This window comes from Nostoc sp. DSM 114159 (assembly GCF_053470285.1).
Genome location: NZ_JBPFEH010000001.1, coordinates 1,495,390 through 1,511,245 on the forward strand (window position 1 = coordinate 1,495,390; position 15,856 = coordinate 1,511,245).

11 protein-coding genes are annotated in these 15,856 nt (G+C 42.1%); 4 read left to right on the forward strand and 7 right to left on the reverse strand.

Translation table 11 applies throughout. The features are described 5' to 3' along the window. Window positions 1-317 precede the first annotated feature (317 nt). Window positions 318-2,087, forward strand: coding sequence for a pyruvate kinase (pyk, locus tag ACR5KR_RS05950; protein WP_445627350.1), 1,770 nt, complete (start codon window positions 318-320; stop codon window positions 2,085-2,087). A 165-nt stretch (window positions 2,088-2,252) separates the two neighbouring features. Here pyk and ACR5KR_RS05955 read toward each other — a convergent pair whose 3' ends face one another. Further along, a complete protein-coding gene (locus ACR5KR_RS05955; RefSeq protein ID WP_448265814.1) occupies window positions 2,253-4,034 on the reverse strand; it encodes a M61 family metallopeptidase in 1,782 nt (593 codons plus the stop codon). 365 nt (window positions 4,035-4,399) lie between these two features. On the opposite strand from ACR5KR_RS05955, the gene ACR5KR_RS05960 reads away from it, so the two are divergent. Beyond that, window positions 4,400-5,401: an ATP-binding protein gene (locus ACR5KR_RS05960; protein ID WP_448265815.1), complete on the forward strand. Its 1,002-nt coding sequence runs from the start codon at window positions 4,400-4,402 to the stop codon at window positions 5,399-5,401. An 80-nt stretch (window positions 5,402-5,481) separates the two neighbouring features. Next, window positions 5,482-6,720 (forward strand): vWA domain-containing protein, encoded by a 1,239-nt coding sequence (locus tag ACR5KR_RS05965; protein WP_448265816.1) that lies wholly within the window; start codon window positions 5,482-5,484, stop codon window positions 6,718-6,720. Between the two features lie 180 nt (window positions 6,721-6,900). Here the strand turns inward: ACR5KR_RS05965 and ACR5KR_RS05970 are convergent, their stop codons facing one another. From ACR5KR_RS05970 to ACR5KR_RS05995, 6 genes are all read right to left on the reverse strand, one after another. Continuing rightward, entirely contained in the window at window positions 6,901-8,940 is a 2,040-nt protein-coding gene (locus tag ACR5KR_RS05970) for a hypothetical protein (protein ID WP_448265817.1), read from the reverse strand. A gap of 113 nt (window positions 8,941-9,053) precedes the next feature. Next, on the reverse strand, window positions 9,054-9,737 hold the full coding sequence (locus ACR5KR_RS05975) for a Crp/Fnr family transcriptional regulator (RefSeq protein ID WP_448265818.1): 684 nt from the start codon (window positions 9,735-9,737) through the stop codon (window positions 9,054-9,056). A 189-nt stretch (window positions 9,738-9,926) separates the two neighbouring features. Beyond that, window positions 9,927-11,195, reverse strand: a complete 1,269-nt coding sequence (locus tag ACR5KR_RS05980) for a GspE/PulE/PilB domain-containing protein (protein ID WP_448265819.1) — start codon at window positions 11,193-11,195, stop codon at window positions 9,927-9,929. 254 nt (window positions 11,196-11,449) lie between these two features. After that, entirely contained in the window at window positions 11,450-12,637 is a 1,188-nt protein-coding gene (locus tag ACR5KR_RS05985; protein WP_448265820.1) for a HetZ-related protein 2, read from the reverse strand. A 920-nt stretch (window positions 12,638-13,557) separates the two neighbouring features. Beyond that, on the reverse strand, window positions 13,558-13,905 hold the full coding sequence (locus ACR5KR_RS05990) for a carbon dioxide-concentrating mechanism protein CcmK (protein WP_445627344.1): 348 nt from the start codon (window positions 13,903-13,905) through the stop codon (window positions 13,558-13,560). Window positions 13,906-13,987: 82 nt separating this feature from the next. Beyond that, on the reverse strand, window positions 13,988-14,299 hold the full coding sequence (locus ACR5KR_RS05995; protein WP_445627343.1) for a BMC domain-containing protein: 312 nt from the start codon (window positions 14,297-14,299) through the stop codon (window positions 13,988-13,990). A 373-nt stretch (window positions 14,300-14,672) separates the two neighbouring features. Here ACR5KR_RS05995 and ACR5KR_RS06000 point away from each other — a divergent pair, with 373 nt between their 5' ends. After that, the gene (locus ACR5KR_RS06000) at window positions 14,673-15,560 is read left to right on the forward strand and encodes an alpha/beta fold hydrolase (RefSeq protein ID WP_445627342.1); all 888 of its coding nucleotides are present in this window, start codon (window positions 14,673-14,675) and stop codon (window positions 15,558-15,560) included. The last annotated feature ends 296 nt before the right edge of the window (window positions 15,561-15,856 follow it).

Consider the following 15,856-nt stretch of genomic DNA (forward strand, 5'->3'; position numbering starts at 1 on the left):
AAGTTTTGCAAATTTTTGTATAGCAAGATTTATCCACAGCTTTGCATATCAGCAGATGAATAACGCTATGATTCCAGACGAAGCCTAGTCTTTACTGATAAGTGGGTATGACAATCGGCAAGAAGTTGATTCCATCAACTCCTTCGTTGGGAGGATGGATACAAGATTGATGTACTATATCTAGTCTATCCCACAGCCCCCACTCTCCCATAAACCCTCATCTAACTGCTTATATCTGATTGATATAGCAGTGACTGAAAAGGAGATGCCACTTAAGTTACGATGACTTCCCAGATAGCTCCCTAACTTCAGCCCCTATGCAATTACGAGATTCTCTGCGCCGGACAAAAATTGTCGCTACTATTGGCCCCGCCACTAGCAGTCCTGAAATGCTCAAGGCGATTATTGAAGCGGGAGCCACGACGCTACGGCTAAACTTCTCCCACGGAACTCATGCCGACCATCAGCGTAGTATTCGCTTAATTCGGCAAACCGCTTTTGAATTAAATCAGCCAGTGGCTATTCTCCAAGACTTGCAGGGCCCAAAAATTCGCTTGGGGAAGTTTGACAATGGGTCTATAGTTTTAGCAAAAGGCGATCGCTTCACCTTGACAAATCGTCCAGTTGTCGGAACGCAAGAAATTAGTTGCGTCACCTACGATTATTTAGCCGAAGAAGTCCCAGTTGGGGCAAAAATTCTCCTCGATGATGGACGAGTAGAAATGCTGGTGGAAGAAATAAACCGGGACAAAGGTGATTTGCATTGTCGCGTCACCGTACCTGGTAAACTTTCTAACAACAAAGGCGTAAATTTTCCCGGCGTTTACCTGTCAATTAAGGCAATGACCGAAAAAGATCGAGAGGATCTAATGTTTGGTCTAGATCAGGGTGTCGATTGGGTGGCACTTTCCTTTGTCCGCAATCCCCAGGACATGATCGAAATTAAAGAACTAATTTCTAGTACAGGCAAGCTAGTGCCAGTGGTTGCCAAAATTGAAAAGCATGAAGCCATTGAACAAATGGAAGCGGTTCTGGCTTTGTGTGATGGCGTGATGGTTGCCAGAGGCGACTTAGGGGTGGAATTGCCAGCAGAAGATGTTCCCGTACTCCAAAAACGGCTAATTGCGACAGCAAATCGCTTGGGGATTCCGATCATCACCGCTACTCAAATGTTAGATAGCATGGTGAGCAATCCCCGTCCCACTCGCGCTGAAGTTTCGGATGTGGCAAACGCGATTTTAGACGGCACGGACGCGGTAATGCTCTCCAATGAAACCGCTGTGGGTAGCTTCCCTGTAGAAGCAGTGGCGACGATGGCACGAATTGCCGAACGTATGGAGCAGGAACAAGCCCAACACTTAAACTTACGTTCTTTAAGAGATTCCCGGCGCTCCATTCCCAATGCGATTAGTCAAGCTGTTGGTCAAATTGCCGAACAACTAGGGGCAGCGGCAATTATGACCCTAACCCAAACCGGGGCAACAGCTCGCAATGTCTCTAAGTTCCGTCCCCAAACACCGATTTTGGCAGTGACACCCCATGTAAATGTGGCGCGGCAGCTACAAATGGTGTGGGGAGTCAAACCGTTGTTGGTGCTAGGATTACCTTCCACTGGTCAGACATTTCAGGCTGCGATTAACGTGGCTCAGGAACTTCAGTTACTGTCCCAAGGAGATTTAGTAGTGATGACCGCTGGCACACTCCAGGGGATTTCTGGCTCTACAGATTTGATTAAGGTAGAGGTGGTAACAGCAGTACTCGGTCACGGAATTGGGCTGGGACAAGGTTCAGTGAGTGGTCGCGCACGGGTGGCCAATACTGGTATGGATGTGAGTAACTTTAATCCCGGAGATATTTTAGTTGCACCCCGCACTAGTGCCGATTTTGTTGAGGCAATTCGGAAAGCTGCCGGAATTATTACCGAAGATGAAACTCTCACAAGTCACGCAGCAGTAATTGGCTTGCGTCTCGGCGTACCAGTCATTGTTGGTGTGAAGCAGGCAACGCAGGTAATTCGAGATGGGGCGATTATAACGCTGGATCTGCAACGGGGTTTGATTTACTCTGGAGCGGTGAGAACGGCTTAGGATTGGGGAGCAGAGGGGTAGGGGGGCAGGGAGCAGGGGGCAGGGGGCAGGGAGCAGGGGAAAAGGTTAAAGGTTAAAGGGAAAAGGAATAAATTTAATCTTTCCCCTTTTCCCCTTACCCCTTTCCCTTTCCCCATACCCAATCCCCAATGCCCCATGCCCCTTTTAAACAGTAGCGATCGCAGCCCCAAGCCACCCAGCAAAGTTTTGCTGCTGTGTGGAGTTAGGATGGTCAACAGGCTTTACTTGATATCGAGTTGGATGTGGTAACGCCAGGGTGATGGAATAAGTACGCAGTTCGTCTTGGTGGAAAACTGCGACTTTGATGGTATCGTTTGGTTGGTAATCTTTCAGGCGATCGCTTAAGCTACCTGCTGTTATCTTAATCCCATCAATTGCTAACAACTCATCACCTGCATCGATTCCCCCTACTTGTGCAGGTGAACCAGTCTCCACAAACTTAACGATCTCCCGCCCATTCTCTGTATTTATTCTCACACCCAGGTAAGGTTCTTCCTGCTGTTCGGCTACCAACTGCAAGCCAAAGGGTTCTAAATACTGATTGAAAGGCAAATCATCAGTACTATCAATGTAGCGTTTAAAGAAATCAGCCAAATCGATTCCGGCAACAGATTCGATAACTTCCTGCAACTGTTCTGGAGTATAACCAATTTCATCTTGCCCAAATTGCTGCCACATTTTTAGCATCACATCATCAAGGGAGCGCTGATTGTTGTGAGTAGAGCGAATCAGCAAATCCAGCAGCAACGATACCATTTCTCCTTTTAAATAGTAAGAAATTTGGGAATTACCGCTATTGGCATCCGGGCGATAAAGTTTTATCCAGGCATCAAAACTCGACTCGGAAACGGGTTGTACCTTCCGCCCCGGTGTCATTTCATATCTGGTAATTTCCTTACCCAAGTTATTTAAATACGACTGAACATCAAAAATTCCCGCCCGCAAAGGAATTAACAAGTCATAGTAACTAGTAGTACCTTCACAAAACCATAATGATGGTGTGTAATTTTCTTGGTCGTAATCAAAAACCTCTAATGCTTTTGGGCGAATTCGCTTGACATTCCACAAGTGAAAAAATTCGTGTGCAACTAATTGCAGAAAGCGATCGTATTTTTCTTGAGCGCGAAATCCAAAACGCTGGTAAATTAAGGAGCAAGAGTCTTTATGCTCCAAACCGCCAAAAGCTTGGCTAAATAAATGTAGCAGAAACACATATCGTTTATATGGCAAACCGCCGAACATCTGCGCTTCTACTTGAATAATTTTTTGGATATCAGCAATCATCTGCTGGGCTTGGAAATTTCCCTGTCCCCAGATTGCCAATTCATGAGGTTTTCCTAATACCTCAAATTTATACAATTGGTGGGAACCAATCTCAAAAGGAGTATCCACCAAAGTATCAAAATCGCTAGCCAAGAAAGTATTTGTTTCCTCGGCAACGGGTGGTAAGGCAGTAGTTACCTGCCATTTTGGCTGTGGTGGTACGATAGTGACGCGAATGGGTTGCTTATCCCAGCTAGGTATTCTAAAAAATAGTGCCGCACCGTTAAAATAACCGTGAGTGGTATCTAAGTGATTGGTTCGTACCGATAGCTCATTGGCAAAAATGCGGTAACGTACAGTTAATTCTGAAACATTTATTTTGTCTATCTGCCAGTGATTTTTACCAAGCTTACGCCAAGGTAAAGGCTTATCCTCTGCAAAAGCCTCAAAATTCTGTAAATTCTTGGCGTATTCCCGGACTAAATAGGAACCTGGTGTCCAAACGGGCAATTTTAAATCAAGAATCGGTGAGGGATAATCGACAAGGTGTAAAGTCACCTCAAACAGATGGGTTTCTGGTTGAGGCATAGCCACCAGGTAATGAATCATTGGCCCAGTTTCCTCGACGTAGGTATTAGGACGAATTGCTGTTGCTTCAGTCATCTTGTTTGCTGAGGTAATTGTTAATGGGCTTTGCTCTCAAATAAAGATTACACTTTATTTCTTTTCCATAACTAAAAGTTATAGGGCTTTCTTTAATACATAAATACTAGACAAAATTTGGGTATTTCAACCATATTTAGCTGTCTGCGATGTCTACGACGGACTACGCCAACGCACCAAAAATCGGTATGAGGCCAAGTCAAAAGTAAGTGAGATGGCGCCAATTTCCCGATCGGAAAACCCCATTTTGAAAATATAGTTTTCAGGTAGAACCTATAAATGTTCAAATATAATACCCGTATTCTTGACTTCTCAACAGAAGTCTAGGTTCCATCTACTGAGCGTTTAGCGAAAATAAAAAATACATGACACCTGCCGATCTCAAAGCATATTTAAACAACCTTATCCGTAAAAACTTGCAAATTAGTACGATGATTTGGGGGCCTCCTGGCATTGGCAAATCCAGCATCGTTGGACAGATAGCTCAAGAGTATGATATCGACTTTGTGGATGTCCGCCTTAGTCAACTTGCGCCTACCGATTTGCGCGGTTTACCCGTTGCCGAAGATGGTATCTCCAAGTGGTATCCGCCAGAATTCCTGCCTCGTAACGGTAAAGGCATCCTGTTTTTAGATGAATTAAATATGGCACCGCCAGCAATGCAGGGAGTCGCTCAACAGTTGATTTTAGATCGAAAAATCGGCTCTTATGTTGTACCATCAGGTTGGTTTGTCTGGGCTGCTGGCAACCGAAAAGAAGACCGTGCAGCTGTATTTGATATGCCCGCACCTTTAGCAAATAGGTTTTTACATCTGGAGGCACAAGCTGATTTTAACAGCTTTAAAGCTTATGCCTTAGAAACAGGCGTACACGAGCAAATAATAGCCTTTCTTTCCTTTCGTCCTACATTGTTGCATAAAATCGATCCCCAGCAACCCGCTTGGCCTTCGCCTCGTTCTTGGGAAATGGCAAGTGCGCTACACCACGCAGAATTAGATATTACTCCGGCGGTGGGGGTGGCTACTGCGACTGAGTTTCAGGCTTTTATTCAACTTTACAAAACACTACCGAATCTGACACCTATTTTGGCAGGTAAAGGCGATCGCATTCCCTGGCCTGAAGAACCAAGTACTAAGTATGCCACAGCAATTGGTTTAACAGTGCGGGCTGCTGACGCAAACCAAGCCTACAACGCTTTTATTTGGCTCAGTCAAGTTGCAACAGCCGAATGGGTGCAGTTATTTGCAGTAGATTTATTTCGAGTCATGCGGAGTAAAGGACATCTGGGCGTTTTGGCGCAATTAGTCCAGAAAGACCCAAAATTGCAGCAGTTTATGAAAGATTTTCAACAGCTAATGGGTTTATAAGCTAAGTCGAAGAGATAACTCACCTTCAACAATTCCGGCTTAATTACGAATTACGAATTACGAATTACGAATTACGAATTATGAATTATGAAAAAAGCTCCCAGATTATCAGTGCTTCAGTGCTGCGTTTGCGGATGAAGTCGCCATTTTTCGCTACCCTGGCATTGTTTGCTCGCTTCGTTCCTTCGCAGCAACTACCAACTGCTGCCACTGACGGCAAAGATATATTTTTTAATCCAGAGTATTTGCTTTCTTTACCCACCACTCAACAGGATGGACTGCTACTGCACGAAGTTTTACACGCTGCACTGCTGCATGTGCCGCGTCGGGGTGTGCGCGAAGCCGAATTGTGGAATATTGCCGCAGATATTGTAGTCAATGGCATTATTAGCCAACAGGGTGTATTTGAACTGCCTCCGGGAAGACTGCGAGAAGCTAAACTGGAGCATTTGAGTGTAGAAGAAATTTATGAGTTGCTGTTAAAAAATACTAATGATACCGTAAAATTACTGCATCCTGATTTACTCAATCAAGCCCCTTTTGATGCCTCATCCTTTTCAGATGTAACTAACAATGACACCAAAAATCAGGCAGGAAAGACAGCACACCCTAACGACTTTGCCCCTCCGACTGCTGAAACTTCTTCCACAAACAGCGATAGTCTGTCAGAAGCCAGAAAAGCAGCATTAGAAGCACACTGGCGCAATGCTTTGCAACAAGCTGCTGTTATTGCTCGGACAGTTAATCAAGGTTTACTACCAGCAGGGATAGAACGAGAATTGGGAGCGTTAACCACTGCTCAAATTAATTGGCGTAGTTACCTTTGGCGTTATTTAGTACAGACTCCTACTGACTTTGCAGGATTTGACCGCCGCTTTATTGGGCGGAGACTGTATTTGGAAACTCTCCAAGCAGAAAATGTCGAGGTATATGTAGCTGTAGATACTAGCGGTTCTATTGATAATGAACAAATGTGGATGTTTTTAAGCGAGGTGCAGGGAATTTTGAGTGCTTATCCTCATTTAAAATGTGAGCTTTATTACGTTGATGCAGAAGCTTACGGGCCATACAAACTCAATCTCGATTTGACCCTGCCAAAACCTCAAGGTGGTGGTGGCACATCATTTGTACCGTTTTTTGAGAAAGTCGCAGAAAGTTGGGATGGGCAAACTCAAGGTGTTTGTATTTATTTAACAGATGGTTATGGTATTTTCCCCGATAAAGTACCGGAATTACCTGTGTTGTGGGTGGTAACTCCTGGTGGTTTAACTTTGGCGGAGTTTCCTTTTGGGGAAGCAGTACGGTTATTGTCGGTTTGAAAAATAAGGGACTTCCAATAAATAAATTATTTAAATAAACGTAGACGCAGAGTGGCTTGCTGTAGGCTACCACAGAGACACAGAGAACACAGAGAGAAAAGAAATAGAGAGAATTTTTGCCTCAATTTTGGGATGTTTTTTTATTTGGAAGTCCCTAAATCTTCTACTGCGAATATAGGATTAAGAGAGATCCCGCAATGTAGCTTTTGCTGCTGCTCGAACCAACTGATTGCCGTCTTTTGCCAGCTGATTGAGGATTTTTTGATCGGCTTGTGGATTTTGAGCCACAGCTAATCGTTCCAACCAGTAAATAGAAAGGCTTTTTTCGTGTAGTAATTCCTGAGAAATCTGGGGTTGAAGTAGGGCAATAAAGCGAACCCAAAAAGACTCGGACTTGGCATAGTAATTGATTACCCTAGCCTTGCTATCAGGATGACGAGATAGAAAATCAGGATTCAGTTTCAAGTAATCTGTTGCATATTGTCCGCAAAGAATACGTTCCACCGCTTCTTTTGGTAAACTGGGATTCACCATCGCCTTTTCATGCACTGCACTAGATGATTTCTCAACCGCTAGTTCTTCTAAAATCTCAGGCGACAAGTTGATTTTTGAAGCGGTATGCATCCGAATACGCCAATCTTCGTCTCTGGCTAATTTTTCCAAGACGCTGATTGGTGTATTCGGATTTTGAGCTACAGCTTGGCGCACCTCAACCTCTGTTGCTTCAGCAAGTTGTGCCAATATATGAGCAGGTAAATCAACGCGACGAGCTAAAAACAGACGAGTCGCCTCTACTCCTTCCCTTACTAATCTCTGCAAAATAGTTTCTAGGGGGCTGGTACTTTCTTCAGTTAGGATATTTAAGATACTCTTCGCCTGGGGGGAGTGATATTGTTCTCTTGACATTTGATAAGCTATTGTATCGCTTAACGATGCGTCTCTAGCAAATAGCTTAAACAGAAGACTTAATGGTGTATTCGGATTTCGGGCAACCTCCTGCCGAACTGTAGAAGAGTCATCATCAGCCAACTGTTCTAAAATATTCACTGGTGCGTTGGGGTTTTTAGCTACCCATTCACGAACTTGTGAGTTAAGGCTTTTGGAGAATTCTAAAAACAGTTCGGACGGTGTATTTGGGTGTTGGCAGACAGTTTGGGGGTCTTTTTGTGCTAACTTTTCTAACACATGGGGGGGAGTTTTCGGGTTTTTTCTGACTGCTTCAGCAGTATATTCTCCTTGTTGTTCTCGTATTGCTCTAGTAGCAGCCTCAGCAACATTTCTCTCTGTATCGTTTGCTAAATATTGAAGTATAGTTAGGGGCGTGTTGGGATTTTCCGCGACGCTAATACGAACTTTTTTATCTCGATCTTTGCTCAAACTCTCCAAAACATCACTAGGTGTATTTAGATTGCGACCAAGAAAAATTCGAGGTTCTCCTGCTTCCTGTTTGCTTGCCAATTTTCGTAAAGCCTCTGGGGGAGTATTGGGATTTTCGGCTACTCTATCTCGTGTATAACCATCAGTATGGTTGGCTAAATGTTTGAGAATACTGGCAGAGGTAGCAGGAGAATCAGCAATCTTCCTACACAAATAATGTTCATATATTGGCTCCCTTACCCAACATTCAACAATAAATTCTGGGATAAAGCAAATTTGAGCGGGGACAACAAGATCGTAAGCATCAACATTGCGATCAGAAAATATAGCTCCTTGAATTACCTCTTTAACTTTTTGCTCGTATCCCTCTGTTAATTCTCCAGCCAAATTGATGTGTAGACGAGCAGATTCGACAATCAGAGAATCATTGATTTGATTTATCCGATTGAACACTACTTTTTCATTTTTGGGGTTTTCGGCTAGCGCTAGTAGTTGTACTTTGTAATCTGATTTATCGGCTAATTTCTCTAGAATAGACACAGGAACATTTTCCAGCCTAAGAATGCTTCGCAAAGTATTTAAGGGAATTTCTGCAACTAAATTGAGATTTTCCAAAAGCAGTAATGGAAACACTGGATTATCTAGCAATTGAGACGGAAATTCTGCTCCCAGTTTCAACAGGACATCAGCAGGAGTATTAGGATTACCTGCAACGGACTGACGGGTTTTTTGGTCAGTAGATAATGCCAGTTCCCGCAACAGTTCAGGGTCAGTACTAGGTTCTGCTGCTGCTAATTGTGCCTGTGTGACGTTTTTTGTCAGGGGTGGAGTGGTGTCATCCATTATGAAGTTTCAATTTGTGAAGTATTTACACCTGTAATAAGAAAGTCAACCGAAGCATCTTGTCGGTTGACTTTCTTAATGCCAAAATTTGTATCGTTGAATAAATAAAACAATCACACTTTGCCAGCCAAGTTCATCAACTGTTTGAAGTTCACAAGATAAGTAATGTTGTTGACGCTATCAATTTTTATCCACCCTTTTTCATGCAGCTTTTCCATAATTTTGGTGGTTTCTTCAACGCCGATTTCTGTCACCTCTGCTAAATCTTTAAAGGGAACGTTAAAAATTTCTCTTCCTAAGTTTGATTCCTGACCATAGCTTTCACCCAAAGTCACTAGAGTATGCGCGAGTTTGACTGCTGGTGGTGAAGACCGCATTTGTAGGCGCTGGTTAATTTGTCGCAATCGCCGCACCATTAATTGCAACATCCGGTGATGTAACTGCGGGTCTTTAAACAATATTTGAATAAACCGCTCTCTGGAGATACTAAGCAATTTCACGGGTGAAAGGGCAATGACATCAGTTGAGCGTGGAGATTCATCCAAAATTGCCATTTCTCCAAAAAAATCGCCACGCCCAAAAATTGCCAAAGCTACTGAATCTTCCCCGACGGTACGCCGGACTTTGACCCAACCAGAAACCACTAAATAAACGGCGTTACCCCAGGCATCTTCCATCACAACGGCTCGTCCAGATGGATATTCATGTTCAATTGCAACGTTGAGTAGCCATTCCAAAGTCTGTGGATTGGCTGTACTCATTAAGGGAAAAAGTTCACTAAAAACCTCAGTTAGCATGAAATATTTGCAACAATAGGATTTAAGAGGGAAAACTAACTTTGCTACTATTTAAGTTTGTTTAAACCGTAATCTTACTCAGAATACGCTCGCAAAATTTGTATTTATTTGAAGATGAATCTCTAAGCTTTATCAGTCTGAGATTCCATTACAACATAACAATTATGTATGCTAACGAAATCAGCGTTTTCACTTACTGACTGATGATTTACTCTTTGTTGGTGGATTGCTATCTAGTGCCAATATTTTGATCTGTTGGTCTAAATTTTTCACTAATTGATTCAGGGTAACTAAAGCCTCTAATTGCTGAGAATCAAGGCTAGGATTCAGTAAAAGTTGTTCTTGTAGTTCATGTAACTTAATGCTTAGTTGCTGAGAAATTCCTAAAGCATCGCGGCCTATACGCGTCAATTGTTGTTGTTGATAGAATTTTAATGCTGCTCCCCGCAATACTTGGAGTGTTGCTTCTTCGCCGTAGATTCCCGGCATGACTCGCAAGCGTAATAATAAGCGATTTTTTTGATACACGTATTCCTTTTCTACCTGTTTTGGTTCTGTAAGCGTGGTTACAGGCAGGGAAGCAAACCGCTTTAATTCATTCAATACTCCTTGAAAAACTGAGAGTGGCAGTTTGTCTAATACAGACTGTAAAACTCCATTGTCACTCCACAGTATTCTGCCTTCGTAAGCTTGTCTTTCTAAGTACAGCCGACCAATTCCCCCAGCAAAAATTCGCCCTAGTAATTCTTCTAATAATTTTTTTGGTGGCAGTGTTGTTAGCAACTCAATGGGATTCAGTAGTTCGGAAGCTTGTGTGGGAAAAATAGGTAAATTGTTTGATGATGTGGGTTCAAAATCCTCTCCCGACTGAGTTGTGGAAATAGGGGTGAAGAACGTCGTAGTTTGAGATGATTGGTCTAGCTCTGGGATCGGAGGCAAGTCTACCCGCTGTCCAGAATTTTGACGCTTTTGTGTCTGAAACGCCATCAATACAGGTTGTTGATTTGATTCTGAGTCGGCATCTAAAGAAGGACTAGGTATGTCAGTAATCGTAGCTGGGCTATTTGTTGGGGGGAAGTCCACTGTTGGCTGATGCACTTGTTGGGCATCTAGCTGGGATATATTCTTATGGTTGAGGTAGGCTGATAGTATTCTGCGGTGAGCATCGGCTGCGATCGCCTCAATCACCATTGTGCAATTGATAGAAGACAAAATGCGACCAACGTAATCTAGGGCTTCGCTCTCTTCTGGATAAACCATACCTAGCAAGAGGCTTTTGTCTTCTAATCTAAAGGGTAAAATCTGGTGGTAGAGGCAAGCTTCAAAGGACAAAAGATGATCGATTAGGTGGAATATTTGTTCGCGATCGCCTTCTTGCTCCCACCTAGTTTGAGCGGCAGTTAGCATTTGCTGTCCATTTGCTACGGTATCATTTAGTTCGCCCTTTGAAGACAACATAGATTTGATTCGTTGGTGTTTACTTATATTTTGCCTCTAATTCAATAGGTAGTTAATAAAGATACTTTGTTAAATTGTTAAAATTCCAATTATATATACTTAAGTCAATGTAAGTAAAGTATGAATTTTAGATTAGGGGCTGGGGATAATACTGAAAATTGGGCATTGGGCATTGGGCATTGGGCATTAATTATTCTCCCCTGTTTCCCTGCTTCCCACTCCCGACTTCCCTATGCTCCATTTTTCACTACAGGCTACTCTTGCGTTCTTAAAGCTTGGGCTGCAAGATAGACTTTCGTCCATTCACCTAGCACTTGATGGGTTTTGAGTTTTAACTGTTCGGCTATGGCTTCTATTGAATTACCTGCTCTGCGCAAATCTAAGATTTGTCGCCCGAGAGGAGTCAATTTTTCATCAAGTTGCTGCCATTGGTTTTGGGTTAATCCCAAGTTATGTTCTTGCAAGGAAATTGAGAGCCAGTTGTCTACGAGTTCTGGATTGCCTTTGAGGGCAAAAACACGTACAGCATGGTAACTAATTTTTTCTCGCAGACGGTAGACTTCTTTAGTCGGCTTATTCAGTTTTTTGGCGATCTCTTCTTGGGACTTCCCTTGCAGATACAGCCGCAGCCATTCCACTGCTTCTGTGCCGAGATTTTCTTGTAAATAATTTTCAAATTCTTTTTGTACTGACTGGCGCAGCCCTTGTTGTTCTTCTAGTTGTTGTGCTTCAATATATTCTGCGATCGCCTGATTATCGACTAAGTTAACTCGATTGTCACTGTCGTCTGTAAGAACTTCTTCTGAGACTAGTCGAACCAAATCACGTCCTGGCACTTGGGTTAAACCACCGCGCTGAGTGCGACGCAAATAATTCACAAATCGATAAGCTAATAGGGGTTGATTGCGTACCGGTCGCAGACAATATTCTTCTAAACTGGCAAATAGCAGAGCATCTCCCAATCGTCTATCGGTTGTATATTTGGCAATATCAGCCATTTGCTGTTGCATCTGGCTGTCGTTTTGGAGTAACTCTTGGAGTACTTCTTGTAACACATCCATTACACTGCGCTGGCGATCGCGGCTGAGGGAAACCCAAGTCTGAATTTTATTCCGTAATGTTACTAAACTCCCCAATCGGGTTATCAAGTTGCGATAAGCACGTTCTCGCCCCAACCCCAAGTAGCGTTGACGTAAAATCCTCCAGCGATATTCCATCGCTTGCTTGGCGATATCTAGTTCTTTAGGATTATACAGATCGAACCGTTTTGAGTCAGATCCCAACAGCCAGAGAATAATGCTTTGCCTTGCGGCTTCATTTTGGTCTGGACATTCCACAGCCAAGCGCTTTTGCCAATCTAGAGCCAGTTTTTCCACATCTATTGTCATAATGAGATTGCATTCCTCGAAACTCAATTTTGAAGTTTGCATTACAACCCCCATTCGTCCCACCTAATTGTTTAACTGGCAGCTGCCCCAGATTTCATGAGTTTCATGAAAATAGCTCAGTGATTCTACTTTTATTACGTCTGAATTCACTAAAATTATGCAGAAATTTCTACATTGATGTTTCGCTTTTACTTTAAAAAGTCCAAAATCAATATATATCAAGCATTTGGGGCATTCTGCCAATTTAAATTTTTTGTAAAGTTATGTTTTTTTAGTTGAGAACAGAAATCTGCTTAAAGTGTGGAGGATACACTTTTCACAAAATGGATCGGGTAAATCTAACATTTTGTAACAGATCCGAGGAACGAATCTAATTTAACTCAAAATTGGACGTTATTTCACTAGTATAAGTTTCAACTCTGTACAAACCCTTGCGTCGTATAATATTTAGTTTAATCTCCATATACTTAGTGTTCATAAGATTTTGCCTTGGAAGATTCCCTAATTCTCCTGAAGAAATTGGCTGAATTCCCTGCTTTTGAAAGAGGATCGGGCTTTCACTGAATTGCATTAAGTTATGTTTTGTGATATTTATTGATTGAATTAAGTGTATATACGGTAATCTTTGTTTCAAAAGATGTTTGGTAAGTCGTTGTATAAAATAATAGTAAGAATTGATAGGCAAATTTATCTTTTTTAAACTAGCTTCAGTCACAACTACACCTTTCATATTGGTAAGTTATTCTGAAAGCTTTTATATTTCTAAAAATGAACAGTCAACAGTCAATATTGGTTTTGACTATTGACTCTAACTGTTGTTTTCTGTCTGCTTCCAAATTCAACTTATGCAAAATCTAAAAACAGAAGAAATGTAATCCTCTAAAGTTTTGATAATCAGAAGCCTGACAAAAAACTTCTCTTTAAATTCATTTATGGGAAGTTTTTGTTTTGAATTCCCCCACAGGAGGTTAAATCTATCGATTGTTCGATCTAACAATGGGATTTTCTACAGATTCTCGATACCTTTGGACTTGTTCTGTATAACCAATTGGTAGAACAGCTTCAACGTTTTCATGGGGACGAGGAATAATCACCCAAGATTCAAGTGTACCGCCATAAACATTTTCTGCGGCTTCAACACCAGCAGCCATAGCTGTCTTTACCTCAGAAACATCGCCACGAATATTAACTGTAAAACGGGCGCTACCCACTCTGATATAACCAACGAGGGTAACTCGACCAGCTTTTACCATAGCATCTGCTGCTGCTAGCACGGCAGGAAAACCTTTAGTTTCAAGTGCTCCAACTGCCTGTAATGACATTATTAATCTCCTGTATGAACAAACTGGGGGCTACAAGTTAATTGTACGAAGCTTCGCTACAGATAATGAATAGCAAAATTGCTTAGAAGATGCGGAAAGGTTCTGATTCTTCAGTGAAATGGATTGGTAATATGGTTTCGACATTTTCTGGGGGATTGGGAACGATGTAGTGGGTAATTACTGTACCAACCTTTACTTCCTCTCCAGCTACGATTCCGGCTTCAACAGCTCTATTTACTTCAGAAACCTGTCCCCGGACGGCAACTAACAAGCGAGCGCTCTCCGCTTGACCATAATACACAATTGTAACTGCGGCAGCTTTGACCATTGCATCTGCTGCTGCTAAGACACTCGGAAAACCTAAAGTTTCAATTACGCCAACCGCCATTGGCATGGCATTAGCTCCTGGATTAAGGGATAAGCGATTTTAATTGTACGTGGCTTTAGTCCCCATTTTGACATTTTGGAAAACTTTCTTTGATGCCATATTTTTTTGGGGAGTAAAGACGCGATTAATCATGTCTGTTGGGAGTTAGAATATTTTGATAGTCCCTAGCTTATGTTTTATATATATAATATTACAAATAATACTTCAGTATCTTAGGTTGTGTAACTTTATTGTTTAACAAAATTAGTTATGGGTGGAAGCAAGCTAGTAGCGCAAGGTGGAATTAAAAATTAAAAATGAATACAGCATAAGCATTTCATTGATTTGGAATGGGTGATTTATTTTTGCCGACCTGTACTAGTACGATCGACTGAAATTTATGTTTCCGAATTTTCTTCCTACAGCAGTTGAGCAACTCACAGAACCTACTTCGATCGCACTAGCTCGGAGTATTCAAACAACTGCGATCGCTACTCCTTTAACTAATCAAGCAGTAACTACAACATTTGTCAAGCAAGGGAGTGGTGGAACTCCAATTTTATTAATTCACGGCTTTGACAGTTCTGTGTTAGAATTTCGGCGGCTTTTGCCACTACTTTCTGAAGATAATGAAACTTGGGCGGTGGATTTGTTGGGTTTTGGGTTTACAGATAGACTCTCAGGAATTGCTTATAGCCCAACTGCAATTAAAACCCATCTTTATTATTTTTGGAAAAGCTTAATTAACCAACCTGTAATTTTAGTGGGCGCTTCGATGGGTGGTGCGACGGCGATTGATTTTACATTGGCTTACCCAGAAGTAGTCAAAAAGCTGGTTTTAATTGACAGTGCGGGATTGGCGGGTGGTTCGCCATTGAGCAAATTCATGTTTCCCCCATTAGATTATTTAGCAACTCAGTTTTTGAGTAATATGAAAGTGCGCGATCGCGTTTCTCGCATTGGATATAAAAATCAAACTCTTGCCTCTATCGATGCGTTATGTTGTGGAGCATTACATTTACAAATGCCGAGTTGGCATCAAGCTCTGATTTCTTTTACCAAAAGTGGCGGTTACAGTGCTTTTAGATTCACAACCATATCAAAAATTGTGCAACAAACGCTAATTTTGTGGGGCGATTCCGATCAAATTTTGGGTACTAAGGATGCTATGAGATTTAAAAGGGCAATTCCACACAGTACTCTTACGTGGATTCAAGATTGTGGTCATCTCCCACACTTGGAACAACCACAAATCACCGCGCAGCATATTTTAGACTTTCGAGTTTAAAGATAGCTCAAATCTCAATAATTTTTCTATAACGGCGATCTGGAAAGTGTTGTATCTGTTGCTAATGGCTTCTGTGATATAGCTACTATTTTTGTCTTTAATTATGTTTCACATAATTTTAGGGGAATGTAGCTAGAGCGATACCTTCTCTACGAGACGCTACGCGTAGCTTGCTTCTCCAAAGGAGTACGGTGAGCTTTCCTGCGGAACGCTGCGCGAACGCTAACGCAAACCTGTCTTGCATTTAGGTGGGCATTATAATGACATTACAATGCCCACCCTACAAGCTCCAAAGA